Below are 16,560 nucleotides of genomic sequence, written 5' to 3'. Positions count from 1 at the left end.
CACCTTCTCACATGCCGCGACGGAGTCGGATGTGTCGGGCACCGTTGTTGCGTGAGCAGTAGAACTGAATTTCGAATTAGTGTGGGCTATGTTGGCGGAAGAAATAGCGACATATTAGTGTTGCTAAAAGGTGTTTGGTGGAGCAGGCCGCCCAGGCGTCTGACCCAAACCCGAACATGCGCGACAAGGAGGTGGCAACGATGGAGTCAAGAACCGTCGAGGGTGAAACGCGCAAGCAAATCATGGCTTTGATGCTCAAGGTAGGCCCCATTTCCGCTTCCGCAATCGCGGAGGAACTCAACCTCACGCCAACTGGTATCCGCAGACACCTCGACGCCATGGTCGCAGACAGTCTCGCGGAGGTTGCTCCAAACAAGGGCGCTAAGAAGGGACGCGGGAGGCCGGCGAAAACCTATCGCCTCACCGATCGCGGTCGCGCACAGTTTGGTCATGGCTACGACGAGCTCGCGTACCAGGCATTGACAACGCTGAAGGAAACCGGCGGTGAAGAAGCTGTGCGTGCGTTCGCGCGAAAGCGTGCGGAAGAGCTGCTCAGTGGCGTCGAAAAGCTTGCTAGCTCTGGCGCCAACATTGGTGAAGTTGCGGAAGAACTTGTGCGCGCTTTCAGCGAACATGGATACGAGGCCACTCTGACCGATGCGGGGCATAGCGTGCAGATCTGCCAGCATCACTGTCCCATTTCCGGTGTGGCGGCCGAGTTTCCTCAGTTGTGCGAGGCCGAGCATCAGGCCATTGCCCAGCTTCTTGGACATCATGTGCAACCGCTGGCCTCCATCGTGGACGGACATGACCTGTGCACCACCAATATCCCGATTACACCCATCGTGAACACAAAACGAACAGACCTACATCCACCCCAAGAAAGGAGCGGTTCATGACTCAAGCGACGTCACATGCACCGCAGACCGACGACGAGATCATCGAGTCCATCGGCCCATATAACTACGGCTGGCACGATTCCGACACCGCCGGCGCTGCAGCGCGCCGTGGTTTGAGCGAGGACGTCGTTCGAGACATCTCGGCAAAGAAAAACGAGCCGGAATGGATGCTGGAACAGCGCCTCAAGGCTTTACGCATCTTTGATAAGAAGCCGCTGCCCACCTGGGGTGCCGATCTCTCGGATATCGACTTCGACAACACTAAGTACTTCGTGCGCTCCACCGAGCAGCAAGCAACCTCTTGGGAAGATCTCCCCGAGGATATTAAGAACACCTACGACAAGCTTGGTATCCCCGAGGCTGAGAAGCAGCGCCTGGTGGCCGGTGTTGCTGCTCAGTACGAATCCGAGGTTGTGTACCACCAGATTCGCGAGGACCTGGAAAGTCAGGGCGTGATCTTCGTTGATACCGACACGGCTCTGCGCGAGCACGAGGAGCTGTTCAAGGAGTACTTCGGCACCGTCATTCCGGCCGGTGATAACAAGTTCTCAGCACTGAACTCCGCAGTGTGGTCGGGCGGATCGTTCATTTATGTGCCCAAGGGCGTGCATGTGGAGATCCCGCTGCAGGCATATTTCCGCATCAATACTGAGAACATGGGGCAGTTTGAGCGCACCCTCATCATTGTCGACGAGGATGCGTACGTGCACTACGTTGAGGGCTGCACCGCTCCGATTTATAAGTCGGACTCGCTGCACTCTGCGGTGGTGGAAATCATCGTGAAGAAGGGCGGCCGTTGCCGCTACACCACGATTCAAAACTGGTCCAACAACGTCTACAACCTGGTGACCAAGCGCACCAAGTGCGAAGAGGGCGCCACCATGGAATGGGTGGACGGCAACATCGGTTCGAAAGTCACCATGAAGTACCCGGCTGTGTGGATGACCGGTCCCTATGCCAAAGGCGAGGTGCTCTCCGTAGCGTTCGCTGGCGAAGGTCAGTTCCAGGACACCGGCGCAAAGATGACGCACATGGCGCCGCACACCTCTTCCAATATTGTGTCCAAGTCCGTGGCCCGTGGTGGCGGACGCGCCGCCTATCGCGGTCTGGTACGCATCAACGCCAACGCTCACCACTCCACCTCCAACGTCGAGTGCGACGCTCTGCTGGTAGACAACATTTCGCGTTCGGATACGTATCCGTATAACGACATTCGCAATGATCACGTTTCCTTGGGCCACGAGGCTACCGTGTCGCAGGTATCTGAGGAGCAGCTCTTCTATCTGATGTCCCGCGGCATCGCTGAGGATGAGGCCATGGCGATGATTGTCCGAGGTTTCGTGGAGCCCATCGCCAAGGAGCTGCCAATGGAGTACGCACTGGAGCTCAACCGCTTGATTGAACTGCAAATGGAAGGATCGGTGGGTTAGTCCACATGGCCGATGCAACAGTAAAGAACGCAACCGTCCACAACAATAAGGGCGACCTTTTCACCTCCTTCGACGTCGCTGACTTCGACGTGCCCCACGGCAAGGACGAGGTGTGGCAGTTTGTGCCGCTGCGTCGTCTTCGCGGCCTGCACAACGGCGAATTCGCCGAGGCCGTACTGCCCAACGTGGAGATCACGCTTCCTGAGACGGCCAAGGGGATTGAGGCAGAAGTACTTGAGCTTGACGACGATCGCCTGCGCCGCACCGGTGGTGCTGTGGACCGCGTGGGCGCGCAGGCATTCACATCCGCGCAGAAGGCTCGCTACGTCCACTTTGACAAGGATTCTCGCAATACCGAGCCCGTCACCGTGCATGTGCAGGGCCAAGGTGAGGGCGTGACCAGCTTTGGTCACCTTGTCATCGACGTGGAGCAGGGCGCTGAGGCCGTCGTGGACCTGCGCTACACCGGTTCAGGCACTCATGCAGACAATGTTGAATTCATCGTGGGCGATAACGCCAAGCTCACCGTGATCGTGGACGCATCCTGGGATGATGATGCGGTACACCTGTCTGGTCAGGCCGCAGTGCTGGGGCGCGACGCCGTGCTGCGTCACAACGTTGCCGTTTTCGGCGGCGAGGTGGTGCGCATCGTGCCTCGTGTTCGCTTCACCGCCCCCGGTGGCGACGCCGAGATGTTGGGCGTCTACTTTGCCGACGACGGACAATTCTTCGAGCAGCGCCTGCTGGTGGATCACGCCGTCCCGAACTGCCGATCCAACGTCCTGTACAAGGGCGCACTCCAGGCGGATAAGAATTCCGATAAACCAGAGGCACGTACCGCATGGGTGGGCGACGTGCTGATTCGCGCCGATGCCCAAGGCACGGACACGTACGAGGCCAATCGCAACCTGGTGCTTACCGAAGGTGCTCGCGCCGACGCTGTGCCAAACCTCGAAATCGAGACCGGCGAGATCGCCGGTGCCGGGCACGCAGCCACCGTTGGTCGCTTTGATGATGAGCAGGAGTTCTACCTGCGCTCCCGTGGCATCCCCGCCGAGGAGGCACGTCGCCTCATCGTGCGCGGGTTCTTCTCAGAGGTGATCGGCCGCATCCCAGTGGCAGACATCCGCGAGGAGTTGGAGCGCCGTGTCGCAGACGAGCTCGACACCCTCAAAGCCAAGACGCACTAAACGCACACCTCAAACACGCTGAAAGAAGTACATACGCATGAGTACCCTTGAAATTCGTAACCTGCACGCACAGGTCATTCCCGCTGATGAAAACGCCGACCCCAAGCCCATCCTCAAGGGCGTGAACCTCACCGTAAACTCTGGTGAAACCCACGCCATCATGGGCCCCAACGGCTCCGGCAAGTCCACCCTTGCCTACACCCTTGCGGGTCACCCGCGCTACGAGATCACCGAAGGTGAGGTGCTGCTCGATGGCGAGAACATCCTCGACCTCGAAGTGGACGAGCGTGCCCGCGCTGGCCTCTTCTTGGCCATGCAATACCCAACCGAGATTCCCGGTGTTTCTATGGCGAACTTCCTGCGCTCGGCCGCTACCGCTGTTCGCAGCGAGGCTCCTAAGTTGCGCGAATGGGTAAAGGAAGTGCGTCAGGCCCAGGATCAACTCTCGATCGACAAGGCTTTCGCTGAGCGTTCGGTGAATGAGGGCTTCTCCGGTGGCGAGAAGAAGCGCCACGAAGTGTTGCAGCTTGATCTGCTGCGCCCGAAGTTCGCCGTGATGGATGAGACGGACTCTGGTTTGGACGTTGACGCTCTGCGCATTGTCTCCGAGGGCATCAACCGCTATCAGGAGGAGACTAACGGCGGCATCATCATGATTACCCACTACAAGCGCATCCTGAACTACGTGCAGCCGGATCATGTGCACGTGTTTGCCAACGGCCAAATCATCACCTCCGGTGGCCCCGAGCTTGCCGACGAGCTCGAGGCTAACGGTTACGACCAATTCCTTTCATGAGCCAGTACACCCTTTCCGACGGCAGCCTTGACCTTGATGCGATCCGCGCTGAGTTCCCGATTCTCAAGCGCACAGTTCGTGCCGATAAACCTCTGGTCTATCTAGACTCGGGCGCAACTTCGCAACGCCCCGAGCGCGTCTGGCGTGCAGAGGAACACTTCGTGCTGCACACCAATGCACCCGTGCATCGCGGTGCATATCAGCTAGCTGAAGAAGCCACTGATGCGTATGAAGATGCTCGCGATGCCATCGCGAGCTTCGTGGGTGCTGAGGGGCATGAGGTGGCGTTTACAAAGAACGCCACGGAGGCGCTCAACCTGGTGGCGTACGTGCTGGGTGATCCTCGCGCGGGTGACTTGGCTGTGGGCGAGGGTGACACTGTGGTTGTTACAGAGCTAGAGCACCACGCGAACCTCGTGCCTTGGCAAGAACTTTGCAAGCGCACGGGCGCTACACTGCGCTGGTTCAAGGCCACCGAGGATGGCCGCATCGATCTGGATTCACTGGAACTGGACGATTCTGTCAAGGTACTTGCCTTTACGCAACAGTCTAACGTCACCGGAGCCCAAGCGAACGTTGCCGAGCTCGTCTCCCGTGCGCGGAAAGTCGGTGCCCTCGTGGTGCTCGACGCTTGCCAGTCGGTGCCGCACATGCCGGTGGATTTTCACGCGCTCGACGTAGATTTCGCTGCTTTCTCTGGACATAAAATGTGTGGACCTAGCGGCGTAGGGGCGCTATACGGCAAGGCCGAGCTCTTGGATCAGCTTCCTCCATTTCTGACGGGTGGCTCCATGATCGAGGTGGTGAAGATGGATGGTTCCACCTTTGCGCCTCCCCCGCAGCGCTTTGAGGCTGGCACGCAGATGACCAGCCAGGTCGTCGGCTTAGGTGAGGCCGTGAAGTTCCTCAATGAGGTAGGCATGGAGGCTATTGCCGCGCATGAGCACAAGCTCACTGCCTATGCCCTGGAGCGTCTTGGCCGGATCAAGGGGCTTAAGATCATTGGGCCCACCACGCCTGAAAATCGCGGTAGCTCGGTGAGCTTCCAGGTGGATGGTCTGCACCCGCACGATCTTGGGCAGGTGCTAGATGATCAAGGCGTGTGCATCCGGGTAGGTCATCACTGCGCGTGGCCAGCGCATCGGAGTCTCGGTGTACAGTCCACCGCACGCGCATCCTTCTATCTGTACAACACATTGGAAGAAGTGGATCTGCTCTGCGAAGCAATTGAGCATGCCAAGCGTTTCTTCGGAGTGGAGGATTAGACGATGAATTTGGAATCCATGTACCAAGAAGTGATCTTGGATCACTATAAGAACCCTCACCACGCTGGCTTGCGCGAAGATTTCGGCGCCGAGGTGCACCACGTGAATTCTTCCTGTGGCGACGAGATCACATTGCGGGTACACCTCTCCGAGGATGGCCGCACCGTCGAGGACGTGTCCTACGACGCTGAGGGGTGTTCGATCTCCCAGGCATCGACTTCCGTGATGGCCGAGGAAATCGTGGGCCAGCCGGTGGATAAGGCCATGGAAAAGCTCGCCGAATTTGAGCGAATGATTACCTCTCGCGGCAAAGTTGAGGGTGATGATGAGCTCATCGGTGACGGCATCGCGTTTTCGGGTGTGGCAAAGTACCCGGCTCGCGTGAAATGCGCGTTGTTAGGGTGGAAGGCGTTTCAGGCGGCAACGTCTGAGGCTCTCGAATCGAAGGAGCAGTAAATGAGCGAAGAGAACGCACTGGATAACGTTGAGCCTCATCGCCCGGAGCAGTCCGAGGCGGATTTGGCTAAGGCATCTGATGTGGAGGAATACCTCCGCGATGTGATCGACCCGGAGCTGGGCATCAATGTGGTGGATCTGGGTTTGGTCTACGACATTTGGATGGAAAACGAGACGCACGCGCATGTGAATATGACGCTGACCTCGCCGGCTTGCCCCTTGACCGATGTGCTTGAGGATCAGGCGCAGCAAGCAGTGGTTGGCAACAAGATCGCCGATTCGCTCACGCTAAACTGGGTGTGGATGCCTCCATGGGGTCCGCACATGATCACCGAAGATGGCCGCGAGCAACTTCGCGCCCTCGGCTTCTCCGTGTAGGCAGGAGCTTTTCGACGCCACCGTTTTCACACGGTGGTGTCTTTTTCTATCCCGAGCCCAGTGGATTGCTCACCGTGCGTAGTGCGAGCTGTGAATAGTACTGCTTGATCTGTTCGAGCGTTTGGGGGCCCTCTGGGTTGTACCAGGTAGAAACGCCTATGCCCATGTCAATGAGTGCGTAGGCGCTGAGCTTAGGATTGGGGCAATCGAATTGGCCGTTGCGCACACCGGCTTTCAAGATCTCGGTCCATGTGTACACATAGGAGCGTCGAAAAGCAAGGAGCTCTGAGCGGGCATCCTGTTGCAGGGCTTTGAGGGCTTGGAGGGTGACCTGAATGTCTTCTTTGTGGGTGGCGTGGAAATGGATGTGGGCTGCCATCGCCAACTCCAATTGCCGTGCAGGATTACTTTCGCCGGCGAGTGTGTCCTGTTGAAGGCGAGTCAATTCGCGCATGGAGCGCATGGCAATGAAAAAGATGATCTCGTGCTTCGAGGAAAAGTGGTTGTAGAGGCTTGCGGCCCGGACGCCTACGGCCTCGGCGAGGTCGCGCATCGAGGTTGCCTCGTAGCCGCGTGTGGCAAACAGGCGCATGGCGTGATCGGCGATCTCCGATTGGCGTTGCGTGGCATTCATCTTCGCATTCCTGTGCTTGGTCGAGTTTGGTGTTCGGAGTGAGGCTACACTTCCGCTCAATTGAGCCCTTGACAGACAGTGTAACCCATGCCATATTTGGAAAAGAACGAGCGTTAGTTAGTCACCTGCGCGGAGGCGATGACGTGACGAACCAGAAGGGAAGGCAGTGATGCAGCACAGCATGCTCGATCCGAGCACCGACTACTACGGAATCTTCCACCACCTCGACGAGACGGATCTTCGCGCGTGGGAGCGTGCCCGGAAAGTGGGCCAGCGGTACGTCGAGCGGGTCAATGCGGACTGGGAGGCTGCCCGCGTAGATCGTGAAGTAGTGCGCGAACTTGGGGCGCAGGATCTCTATACCGATGGACTCGAAATTGAAGGTCACGAGCAGCTCACTCCGCTCGCAGCAGGGTTGGTAAGCATGGAGCTTTCCCGCGCGGACGGGTCACTGGGCACCATCCATGCAATTATGGGCGGACTGGTTCTTCGGTCCTTGTTGCTGTACGGCAGCGAAGAACAGCAAAACCGCTACGTTGAGGGGATCTGTCGTGGCGAGCTGCTCGGGGGCTTCGGGCTCACAGAGCCCGATCACGGCTCAGATTCCGTTTCTTTGGAAACCTCCGCACGCGTTGACGGCGATGAGTACGTGTTGAATGGACAAAAGCGCTGGATTGGATTCGGGGCCAATGGCGATTTCACCATCATCTGGGCTCGGCTCGAAGATGGATCGATCGGTGGTTTCATCGTGGATCAAAACACCCCCGGATATCGTGGCGAGGTGATCGAGGGCAAAGCGGTGCTGCGTGCCGTGCACCAAGCCCTCATCACACTGGAGAATGTCCGCGTGCCAAAGAGCGCGCGACTTCCCGGGGTGAGCAGCTTCAAAGACATTGCCCGAATCCTTTCGGCTACCCGCTCCTCGGTTGCGTGGGCAGCGCTTGGACACGCAATCGCCTGCTATGAAAGTGCCTTGGAACACGCCAAAACTCGAATCCAATTCGGGCGACCTCTTGTAAAGAATCAATTGATCCAACACCGGCTCAGCGTGATGCTGCAGAGCATTACCTCGATGGTGTTGCACTGCAAGCAACTTGCGGTGTTGGACGCCCAGGGTTGTCTCGAACCAGAACAGGCATCCATGGCAAAAGGCTTTTGTACCTCCACAGCGCGCGAGGTGGCCTCCGATGCCCGAGACATGCTCGGGGGCAGTGGCATTCTGCTTGAAAACCACGTGGTGCGCCACTGGGGCGATTTGGAAACGCTGCACACCTATGAAGGCACCGCGACCATTCAAGAACTCATCGTCGGCCGCCGCATCACCGGAGTCGGCGCGTTCGTGTAGACCCCGCTGGGTCGTCGAAAAGCAAAGGAATGATGATGGAACAAGATCTTTACATTCTCTCAGGGGCACGAACCGCTATCGGCAGCTTTGGCGGGCAACTGTCCAGTCTCGGTCCAAAGGAGCTCGGCGCCCACGTCGCCAGCGCTGCTCTCGAACGCGCGGGCGTGGGTGCCGAGGCGGTGGATTCTCTGATCGCAGGCATCGTGTTGCCAAATGAACCGAAGGATCTGTATGTGTCCAGGCGGATCGCGAAGACGGTGGGGATGGCTGATCACTCAACCGCGATGAACGTCAACCGACTATGCGGATCTGGAGTACAGGCCATCGTGAGCTCGGCTCTCGACATCCTCAGCGGGGGAGCGCAAATGAGCCTCGCTGTGGGTACCGAAAGCATGAGCAATGCGCCTTATTCCATTCCTGGACTGCGCAGCGGGCGAAAGATGAGTGATGGAACGACGCAGGACTGGATGCTTGGTGCACTCAGTTGCCCCTTCGGAACCGGGCACATGGGCGTCACCGCAGAGAACGTCGCCCGTGAACACGGCATCAGCCGCGAAGATCAGGACGCCTTCGCCGCCGAGAGCCAACGCCGAGCGCTTCGAGCCATCGAGCAAGGACTCTTTGAAGATGAGATAGCGGCGCTCAAACTGCAGAGCCGAAAGGGTGACGTTGTTGTTGAACGCGACGAGCACCCGCGCCAGATAACCGAGGAAAAGCTCGCCACGCTCAAGCCAGTATTCGAAAAAGATGGAACCGTGACAGCGGGCAATGCTTCCGGGATCAACGATGGCGCTGCTGCGGTGCTGCTCGCGTCTGCTGAGGCGGTACAAAAATATGGTGTGAAGCCCCTGGCCAAAATCAAGGGTTGGGGCATTGCTGGAGTGCCTCCACACCTGATGGGACTGGGACCAATCCCTGCGGTCCCCAAAGCATTGAAGGCCGCCGGCGTATCGCTGGGGGAAATCGGTGTGATCGAGTCGAATGAAGCCTTCGCATCACAAGCCATCGCGGTCAGCCGTGAACTGGAGTTTGATCCGGCGATCGTCAATCCCAACGGCGGTGCCATTGCCCTCGGGCACCCGGTGGGTGCGACGGGCGTGATTTTGACAGTGAAAGCGCTGCATCACATGCACCGCAACAATTTGGACTATGGCTTGGTCACCATGTGCATCGGTGGCGGCCAGGGCATTGCATTGGTATTGGAGAAAGCATGAACCACACAGACAAATATTCCCAAGCACCCAACCCAATAACGCTGCTGGAACACCCCGTGCGCAAAGCCGTGGTTATCGGATCCGGATCCATGGGCTCCGGCATCGCTGCATTAATCGCCAGTGCCGGAGTGCAGGTCACTTTACTGGATATCGCCAGCGAGGAAGGGCAGCGCAACCAGCGTGCGCAAAAGGGGAAAGACATACAGGTCCAACGACGTGGCTTTACGCACCCCTCTATGGCCGAAAACGTCACCGTTGGCAACACCACCGATGATTTGGCTGTCGTCGCGGAAGCCGATTGGGTAGTGGAGGCGATCTTTGAAAACCTCCAAGCGAAACAAGACCTATACGCCAGCCTAGAGCCGCACCTGGGTGAGCAAACGATCTTAAGCTCGAATACCTCCACGTTGCCGCTCGAGCAGCTGACTCAGAAGCTGCCAGCCGATCTGCGAGAGCGATTCTTTATCACCCACTTCTTCAACCCGCCCCGCGTGATGCCACTGGTAGAGCTGATCGCAGCACCTGGTGTTCCTGAGGCTCGTCAGGAATGGATCGTGCAGGTCATCGAGCAGCAACTGGGTAAGCGCGCACTGCCGTGCCGTGACACACCGGGATTCATCGCCAACCGTGTGGGAAATCTGTGGATGGCCGCAGCCGCCGGTTGGGCTTTGGAAAACGACGTACCAATCGAGCTTGCCGACGCCATCGCCTCCAGACCCTTCGGCGTACCACGAACCGGTGTGTTCGGACTGTTCGATTACATCGGCCTGCAATTGGTGCCGGACGTGTGGGGCTCCACCCTCCAAGCCGTCCCGGAGCGCGACGCTTATCACCGCTGGAATATCGCTGAGCACCCACTGATGCAGGGGCTCATTGAGCGCGGGCTTACTGGGCGCACCGGCGAATCTGGATTCTATCGGGACGGCAAAGAAGTCATCACTGAAGACTTCACCTATCGTCCAGTTTCGCTTGGCGACGACCCGGCGCTGCAAGCCAAGAGTCTGGTCGAGCTGCTCGACGTCGATTCGCTCGGAGGTGAGTTTGCCCGGCAAGTATTCGCCCGCACGCTGGCATATTGCTGCGAAGTTGGCCCCGAGATCGCCGATACCGCACAAGACATTGACCTTGCCATGGAGCTTGGTTATGGCTGGAAGCAGGGTCCCTTCGCGTTGGCGGATAGCGTGGGTCTGGTACGAGCAGCCGCGGTTTTGGAGCGCGTGGATTTGGAGGTTCCCGCAATGCTGCAGCACGCGATTGATGCCGGTGGCTTCTACCCAAACGAAGGGCAGACACTTTCCACCACTGGAGAACTGGTAGCGCTGCGTGAGCAACAGGGCGTTGCTCAGGTTTCGGAGCTCATCGCCACTGCAGAAGTATTAGTGAAAAACGAGGCCGCAGCTATCTATCGTTTGGAGTCTGGCGTTGGGCTGTTTGTGGCCAAGACGAAGCTCGGAACGCTGAACCCTGATGCTCTTGACATCTTGGCTGCCTCGGCGGATCTCGACTTGCGTGCGCTGGTGCTCGCAGGTGCCGACGCGCGGGCGATTTCCGCAGGCGCAGACGTCACTGTGTTAGCCCAGGCCGCCTATGATAGCGACCCTGAACGCTTCGCAGAACTCCTGGACCACGGTCTGAACAGCCTTCGCGCCATCAAATACGCACCTTTCCCAGTGGTGGCGGCGGTTCGAGGTGTGGCGCTCGGCGGCGGTGCAGAATTGAGCCTGCACAGTGACGCGATGGTGGTTCATGTGGACGCGAAGATCGGTTTCCCTGAGCGCAATGTAGGAATTTTCCCCGCATGGGGCGGGCCCATGCAACATCTACTTCGTGCCCAAAGTCGTGGCATCAACAATGCAGAGACATTGGTATTCGACTTCGCTATGAAGGCAACACCTGCGCGTGGAGCCTACGGGGCTTGGGACCTCGGCGTGCTGGGGGAGCAGGATCAGATTGCGATGAGCTCCGATCACGTGCTCGCCGCGGCACTTGCACTCGCTGAAGATCTGGCTGTCGGGTATCAACCTGCAAGGGAACCAACCTTTGAACTGGCTAAAGACCTGAGCTGGGAACAGGATGCGCAGTCGCTTGAAGGTGATGAGCGCGCCCAAGCCGCTGATCAACACATTGCCGAGGCACTGGGTGCGTTGCTCAGTGGCGCACCAAAGAGCGAGTCGGAGATGGATCGCGAGTCAACGCAACGATGCGTCGAAATCTTCAACCATGAAGAAAATCGCGAGCGCATCATCGCGATGGGAAAGCGCCTGGGTGCCAAGTTCTAAAAGGAGCCCCAATGCTTCCTGATAGGCTTTGCCCTCGTGATTGTCACCAATGATCTAGAAGTACGCGTCGGCGCCCGCACCCTGCTCGAAGCACCTGGTCAGCACCTACGAGTGCAGCCGGGTGATCGCATTGGGTTGGTCGGGCGCAACGGTGCTGGCAAAACCACCACGATGCGTATTCTTTCCGGTGAAACTGAGCCCTATGGCGGAAACGTCACCCGTAGTGGCGAAATCGGCTACCTTCCGCAGGATTCGCGTGAAGGCAATCTCGAGCAGACCGCACGGGATCGAGTGCTTTCCGCGCGCGGGCTTGACCAAATTGCGAAATCCATGGATCGACAGCAGGAGATCATGGAAACCACTGAACACACCGGCAAACGCGACGCTGCCATCAGGAAATACTCACGCCTCGAAGAGCGCTACCATGCGCTGGGAGGATACGAGGCCTCATCGGAGGCTGCGCGTATTTGCGACAACCTGGGGCTTCCCGCGCGTATTCTCGATCAAAAGCTCAGCACCTTATCCGGCGGTCAGCGTCGCCGTGTGGAGTTGGCGCAAATCCTCTTCGCCGCGAGTGCCGGTTCCGGAAAGTCGCAGGTGACATTGCTTCTCGACGAGCCAACGAACCACTTGGACGCCGATTCCATCACTTGGTTGCGCGACTTTTTGAAAAAGCACGAGGGAGGGCTCATCATGATCTCCCACGATGTTGAGTTGCTCGACGCCGTGTGCAACAAAATTTGGTTCCTCGATGCTGTACGTGCCGAAGCTGATGTCTATAACATGGGCTTTTCCAAGTACAAAGATGCACGTGCTACGGACGAGGCGCGGCGGAGGCGTGAACGCGCGAATGCCGAGAAGAAAGCCTCGGCGCTCAAAGACCAAGCCGCCCGTCTTGGTGCCAAAGCCACCAAAGCGGCCGCCGCGAAGCAAATGTTGGCGCGCGCGGAGCGAATGATGGGATCACTCGACGAAGTACGCCAGGCGGATCGCGTTGCCAACATTAAATTCCCGACACCCGCGCCTTGTGGAAAAACGCCACTACACGCCAAAGGGCTTACGAAAATGTACGGCTCTTTGGAAGTGTTCGCCGGCGTAGATCTAGCCATTGATAAAGGATCACGAGTGGTGGTGCTCGGGTTCAATGGTGCAGGCAAGACCACCTTGCTCAAGTTGCTCGCTGGAGTGGAACGTACCGACGGTGAAGGCGGCATCGTGACAGGCCACGGACTCAAAATCGGCTACTTTGCACAGGAACACGACACCATTGATCCAGAAAAGTCGGTGTGGCAAAACACGATCGAGGCGTGCCCGGAGGCAGGGGAGCAGGACCTTCGCGGACTTCTCGGCGCTTTCATGTTCTCTGGCGAACAATTAGATCAGCCTGCTGGCACGCTATCGGGTGGCGAAAAGACTCGCCTAGCCCTGGCCGCGCTGGTGTCCTCTCGAGCGAACGTGCTGTTATTGGATGAGCCCACCAACAACTTGGATCCAGTTTCGCGCGAACAGGTGCTGGATGCGCTGCGTACCTACGAAGGGGCAGTCGTGTTGGTGACGCACGATCCGGGTGCCGTGCGTGCGCTTGAACCCGAGCGCGTGATTGTGCTGCCCGATGGTGACGAGGACCTTTGGAACGATGAATATATGGAGATCGTCGAGCTCGCATAGAGGTCGTTTGGTGTGAGGAGGAAGGGGCGTCGAAAAGCTTGGTGCAAATAGGGTGACTCCCAGCCGTAGTGTTATAGTTCGATGATCTGTAACACTACGAACAACAGAGGATGAAGCAGTGCACTCTGACACTCATCAGGGCGTTCAATCACCTGAGCCGCAGGCGAAAGAGCGTCAATTTTTTGGTCACCCATGGGGACTGGCTAACCTGTCCGGCGTAGAGATGTGGGAGCGTTTCAGCTTCTACGGCCTCCAAGCCCTATTGGCCTACTACCTCTACTACTCAGTCGCCGACGGCGGACTAGGAATGAAGGAATCCACGGCGCTGTCCATCGTGGGCGCCTACGGAGGTTTGGTGTACCTCACCAGCGTGGCTGGTGCCTGGGTGGCTGACCGCATCCTCTCCGCAGAACGCACCTTGTTCTACTCGGCGATTCTGGTGATGTGCGGACACATCAGTCTCGCGCTGCTGCCGGGCTTCACTGGCGTCACAATCGGCTTGGTCTGTATTGCGGTTGGCTCCGGTGGGCTCAAAACCACCTCGCAGGTAGTGCTGGGCCAGCTGTATGATCGCGAAGATCCACGCCGCGACGGCGGTTTCTCCATTTACTACATGGGTGTGAACATTGGCGCCCTGCTCGGCCCGATCATCACGAACGCCCTGTGGGGTTGGCAGGGCTTCCACTGGGGCTTCGGCGCCGCTGCAGTCATGATGGCGATTGGCCTGGTTCAATACATCTTGATGCGCAAACAAACCATTAAAGATGCAGGACATGAGGTTGCGAATCCGCTGCCGAAGAGCAAATACCTTCCCGTATTTCTCGGCGTTCTCGTCGTAGTGGGAGTGTTCGTCGGCCTGTTCGTCACTGGTGTGCTTCACGTCAATCAACTCTCCAACATCACCGCATTGGTAGCCCTTGGCGTTGCCGTGTTCCTGTGGATTGATATGTATCGCTCAGATAAGGTCACCGATGATGAGCGCTCCCGTCTACTGGGCTTCATCCCAATGTTCCTGGCAGCCGTGGCCTTCTGGTCGCTCTTCCAACAGCAGTTCACCGTATTGGCCGTGTACTCCGATCAGCGCCTTAACCGCACTGTTTTCGGTCACGAACTGCCACCAGGCGTGGTGCAGTCCATCAACCCGCTGTTCATCATCCTGTTCGCAGGCGTCTTCGCCTCGCTGTGGACCAAGCTTGGTAAGCGCCAGCCAACCTACGGCACGAAGTTCGCACTGGCACTCGCTGTGATTGCACTGACCATGCTGATATTCCTGCCCTACGCAGGTGGCGGGGCAAATTCCACGCCCTTCTTCGTCATCTTCGTGATCTTCTTCCTGTTCACCATGGCTGAACTGCTGTTGAGCCCCGTGGGTAATTCCATGGCAACTCGCCTAGCGCCGCAGGCTTTCCCCACCCGCATGTTTGCTTTATGGATGATGAGCGTAAGCCTTGGTACCGCGCTCTCAGGCTCGCTGGCGCAGCTTTACGATCCCACGAGCGCCAGTGCCGAACGCACCTACTTCTTGGCAATGTTTGGTGTCACGATCGCTTTGAGCCTCATGCTCTTCGTGCTTCGCAAGTGGATCAACCGCAAGTTCATCGACGTGCACTAGTCTTGCATCGAAAGTGACGCTCCCACTCTCCAGCGGCGGGGTGTCCACGGCAATCAAGGCAGGATCCTTCAAATACGCACCGTTCGTTTCCTCGCAACGGAGCGGGAGGATCCTGCCTTTTGCTGAACAAGGGCAGAACCTGCGCCTGCTGCTGGTCAAAGCCGATGCAAAATGGCGCCTCCATACGCGGCCTTCCTGAGGTGGTGGGATCACGTGTTGTAGATCCAAAAAGCCACGTCTTCAACCTGATTGCAAACGTGCTCTCACGCGATCCACACAGATAGTAACTACACCCGCTGCAGTTCGTGCGGGGTGAGGTTCACAGGCCTAGCACCATCGGCCTCGAGGATCACGATGTCCTCAACACGGGCACCCCACTCGCCTGGGAAGTACACGCCGGGCTCAATGGAAAACGCCATGCCCTCACGCAGTACAACGTCGTTTCCGGCGATGATGAAGGGCTCTTCATGGCAGGAAAGCCCGATGCCGTGGCCGGTGCGATGGATGAAGTATTCGCCGTATCCAGCTTCTTCGATGATGTCGCGCACGACCTTGTCCACCTCTCCCGCGCGAACGCCAGGCTTGACAAAGGCCAAGCCCGCCTCCTGGGCCTTCTGGAGCACGTGGTAGATCTCCTGCTGTTCGTCGCTCGGTTCTCCCACCACGTAGTTACGGGTGCAGTCGGAGTGGTAGCCGGAATCCAGGGTGCCGCCGATATCTACCACCACAATGTCACCTTCCTCGATCACGCGATCTGAGAAATCGTGGTGAGGATCAGCGCCGTGGGGACCAGAGCCGACGATGATGAAGTCCACCACCACATGCTCCTGGAGGATGAGCTCGCGTAGCTTGTCAGCCACCTCACGCTCAGTCACACCCGCGCGCAGCAGTTCGGGCACCTTGCGGTGTACAGCGTCGATTGCTTCGCCTGCGCGGGTGAGCTCGCGGATCTCAGCTTCATCTTTTTGCACGAACGCCTCGGCCAGCACCTTGGTGGCATTCACCGCCTCAACTCCTCGGCTTTGCAACTCGAGCAGATGATCAGCCGTCATGGCTGCGCTCACCGCGAGCTTGCCAGCGGGGACAAAGCTGTAGGGATCTTCGCCATCATTCCATCCGATAATCTCGAGGCCGAGTTCGCCAGCCACGGACTTCTTCAGATCAGCAACATCGACGCCCGGCGCGAAGACGAACTCGCGTTCCGCGAGCACAAGCCCGGCGAAACGCTCATGGGTGTGCATCTTTGAGTCCAGCAAATACTCGAAGTCTGGACCGGGGGTGATCAGCACGCCGTCCAAACCTGAGTTGGCGGCAGCTTGCTTCGCCGCGTCGATGCGGGCGCGGAACGTCTTGAGCGAAAATCCTTCAAACATAGTGCCGATTCTAATGCCGCA

The 16,560-nt window shown here is 58.2% G+C and carries 14 protein-coding genes; 12 read left to right on the top strand and 2 right to left on the bottom strand.

Going from position 1 to position 16,560, the window contains the following annotated elements; translation table 11 throughout:
* Positions 1 to 176 precede the first annotated feature (176 nt).
* The 7 genes from CGERO_RS05740 to CGERO_RS05710 are packed head-to-tail and all read left to right on the top strand — an operon-like array spanning position 177 to position 6,414.
* Positions 177 to 899 (top strand): helix-turn-helix transcriptional regulator, encoded by a 723-nt coding sequence (locus tag CGERO_RS05740; protein WP_123935975.1) that lies wholly within the window; start codon positions 177 to 179, stop codon positions 897 to 899.
* On the top strand, positions 896 to 2,329 hold the full coding sequence (sufB, locus tag CGERO_RS05735) for a Fe-S cluster assembly protein SufB (RefSeq protein ID WP_123934097.1): 1,434 nt from the start codon (positions 896 to 898) through the stop codon (positions 2,327 to 2,329). Before CGERO_RS05740 ends, sufB begins: the two co-directional genes overlap by 4 nt.
* Positions 2,330 to 2,334: 5 nt before the next feature.
* Entirely contained in the window at positions 2,335 to 3,519 is a 1,185-nt protein-coding gene (sufD, locus tag CGERO_RS05730) for a Fe-S cluster assembly protein SufD (RefSeq protein WP_123934095.1), read from the top strand.
* Positions 3,520 to 3,556: 37 nt separating this feature from the next.
* Positions 3,557 to 4,315 carry a Fe-S cluster assembly ATPase SufC gene (gene sufC / locus CGERO_RS05725; RefSeq protein ID WP_123934093.1) on the top strand — a complete coding sequence of 253 codons (759 nt, stop codon included), beginning with the start codon at positions 3,557 to 3,559 and terminating at the stop codon, positions 4,313 to 4,315.
* On the top strand, positions 4,312 to 5,580 hold the full coding sequence (locus CGERO_RS05720; protein ID WP_123934091.1) for a cysteine desulfurase: 1,269 nt from the start codon (positions 4,312 to 4,314) through the stop codon (positions 5,578 to 5,580). Before sufC ends, CGERO_RS05720 begins: the two co-directional genes overlap by 4 nt.
* Before the next feature lie 3 nt (positions 5,581 to 5,583).
* Positions 5,584 to 6,036 (top strand): Fe-S cluster assembly sulfur transfer protein SufU, encoded by a 453-nt coding sequence (gene sufU, locus CGERO_RS05715; protein WP_123934089.1) that lies wholly within the window; start codon positions 5,584 to 5,586, stop codon positions 6,034 to 6,036.
* Positions 6,037 to 6,414 carry a metal-sulfur cluster assembly factor gene (locus tag CGERO_RS05710; RefSeq protein WP_123934087.1) on the top strand — a complete coding sequence of 126 codons (378 nt, stop codon included), beginning with the start codon at positions 6,037 to 6,039 and terminating at the stop codon, positions 6,412 to 6,414.
* Between the two features lie 46 nt (positions 6,415 to 6,460).
* Here the strand turns inward: CGERO_RS05710 and CGERO_RS05705 are convergent, their stop codons facing one another.
* The gene (locus CGERO_RS05705; RefSeq protein ID WP_123934085.1) at positions 6,461 to 7,048 is read right to left on the bottom strand and encodes a TetR/AcrR family transcriptional regulator; all 588 of its coding nucleotides are present in this window, start codon (positions 7,046 to 7,048) and stop codon (positions 6,461 to 6,463) included.
* Between the two features lie 169 nt (positions 7,049 to 7,217).
* Here CGERO_RS05705 and CGERO_RS05700 point away from each other — a divergent pair, with 169 nt between their 5' ends.
* From CGERO_RS05700 to CGERO_RS05680, 5 genes are all read left to right on the top strand, one after another.
* Positions 7,218 to 8,393, top strand: a complete 1,176-nt coding sequence (locus tag CGERO_RS05700) for an acyl-CoA dehydrogenase family protein (protein WP_123934083.1) — start codon at positions 7,218 to 7,220, stop codon at positions 8,391 to 8,393.
* Positions 8,394 to 8,422: 29 nt separating this feature from the next.
* Complete coding sequence (locus CGERO_RS05695) at positions 8,423 to 9,607, top strand: acetyl-CoA C-acyltransferase (RefSeq protein WP_342768079.1); 1,185 nt, start codon at positions 8,423 to 8,425, stop codon at positions 9,605 to 9,607.
* On the top strand, positions 9,604 to 11,886 hold the full coding sequence (locus tag CGERO_RS05690) for a 3-hydroxyacyl-CoA dehydrogenase/enoyl-CoA hydratase family protein (RefSeq protein WP_123934081.1): 2,283 nt from the start codon (positions 9,604 to 9,606) through the stop codon (positions 11,884 to 11,886). Before CGERO_RS05695 ends, CGERO_RS05690 begins: the two co-directional genes overlap by 4 nt.
* A 36-nt stretch (positions 11,887 to 11,922) precedes the next feature.
* On the top strand, positions 11,923 to 13,554 hold the full coding sequence (locus CGERO_RS05685; protein WP_123934079.1) for an ABC-F family ATP-binding cassette domain-containing protein: 1,632 nt from the start codon (positions 11,923 to 11,925) through the stop codon (positions 13,552 to 13,554).
* Between the two features lie 118 nt (positions 13,555 to 13,672).
* Positions 13,673 to 15,166 (top strand): peptide MFS transporter, encoded by a 1,494-nt coding sequence (locus CGERO_RS05680; RefSeq protein ID WP_123934077.1) that lies wholly within the window; start codon positions 13,673 to 13,675, stop codon positions 15,164 to 15,166.
* Positions 15,167 to 15,453: 287 nt separating this feature from the next.
* Here the strand turns inward: CGERO_RS05680 and CGERO_RS05675 are convergent, their stop codons facing one another.
* Positions 15,454 to 16,539 carry a M24 family metallopeptidase gene (locus tag CGERO_RS05675; protein WP_123934075.1) on the bottom strand — a complete coding sequence of 362 codons (1,086 nt, stop codon included), beginning with the start codon at positions 16,537 to 16,539 and terminating at the stop codon, positions 15,454 to 15,456.
* Between the last annotated feature and the right edge of the window lie 21 nt (positions 16,540 to 16,560).

Source organism: Corynebacterium gerontici, assembly GCF_003813985.1.
GTDB lineage: Bacteria > Actinomycetota > Actinomycetes > Mycobacteriales > Mycobacteriaceae > Corynebacterium > Corynebacterium gerontici.
The sequence above is the reverse complement of the archived record's forward strand: the minus strand, read 5'-3'. Positions and strand labels throughout refer to the sequence as shown.

What these genes read in the sequence shown, in the direction of transcription:
- sufB (WP_123934097.1), top strand. Translation starts at nt 896, where the DNA reads ATGACTCAAGCGACGTCACATGCACCGCAGACCGACGACGAGATCATC.
- CGERO_RS05675 (WP_123934075.1), bottom strand. Translation starts at nt 16,539, where the DNA reads ATGTTTGAAGGATTTTCGCTCAAGACGTTCCGCGCCCGCATCGACGCG.
- CGERO_RS05705 (WP_123934085.1), bottom strand. Translation starts at nt 7,048, where the DNA reads ATGAATGCCACGCAACGCCAATCGGAGATCGCCGATCACGCCATGCGC.
- CGERO_RS05720 (WP_123934091.1), top strand. Translation starts at nt 4,312, where the DNA reads ATGAGCCAGTACACCCTTTCCGACGGCAGCCTTGACCTTGATGCGATC.
- sufU (WP_123934089.1), top strand. Translation starts at nt 5,584, where the DNA reads ATGAATTTGGAATCCATGTACCAAGAAGTGATCTTGGATCACTATAAG.
- CGERO_RS05740 (WP_123935975.1), top strand. Translation starts at nt 177, where the DNA reads ATGCGCGACAAGGAGGTGGCAACGATGGAGTCAAGAACCGTCGAGGGT.
- CGERO_RS05710 (WP_123934087.1), top strand. Translation starts at nt 6,037, where the DNA reads ATGAGCGAAGAGAACGCACTGGATAACGTTGAGCCTCATCGCCCGGAG.
- sufD (WP_123934095.1), top strand. Translation starts at nt 2,335, where the DNA reads ATGGCCGATGCAACAGTAAAGAACGCAACCGTCCACAACAATAAGGGC.
- sufC (WP_123934093.1), top strand. Translation starts at nt 3,557, where the DNA reads ATGAGTACCCTTGAAATTCGTAACCTGCACGCACAGGTCATTCCCGCT.
- CGERO_RS05690 (WP_123934081.1), top strand. Translation starts at nt 9,604, where the DNA reads ATGAACCACACAGACAAATATTCCCAAGCACCCAACCCAATAACGCTG.
- CGERO_RS05695 (WP_342768079.1), top strand. Translation starts at nt 8,423, where the DNA reads ATGATGATGGAACAAGATCTTTACATTCTCTCAGGGGCACGAACCGCT.
- CGERO_RS05700 (WP_123934083.1), top strand. Translation starts at nt 7,218, where the DNA reads ATGCAGCACAGCATGCTCGATCCGAGCACCGACTACTACGGAATCTTC.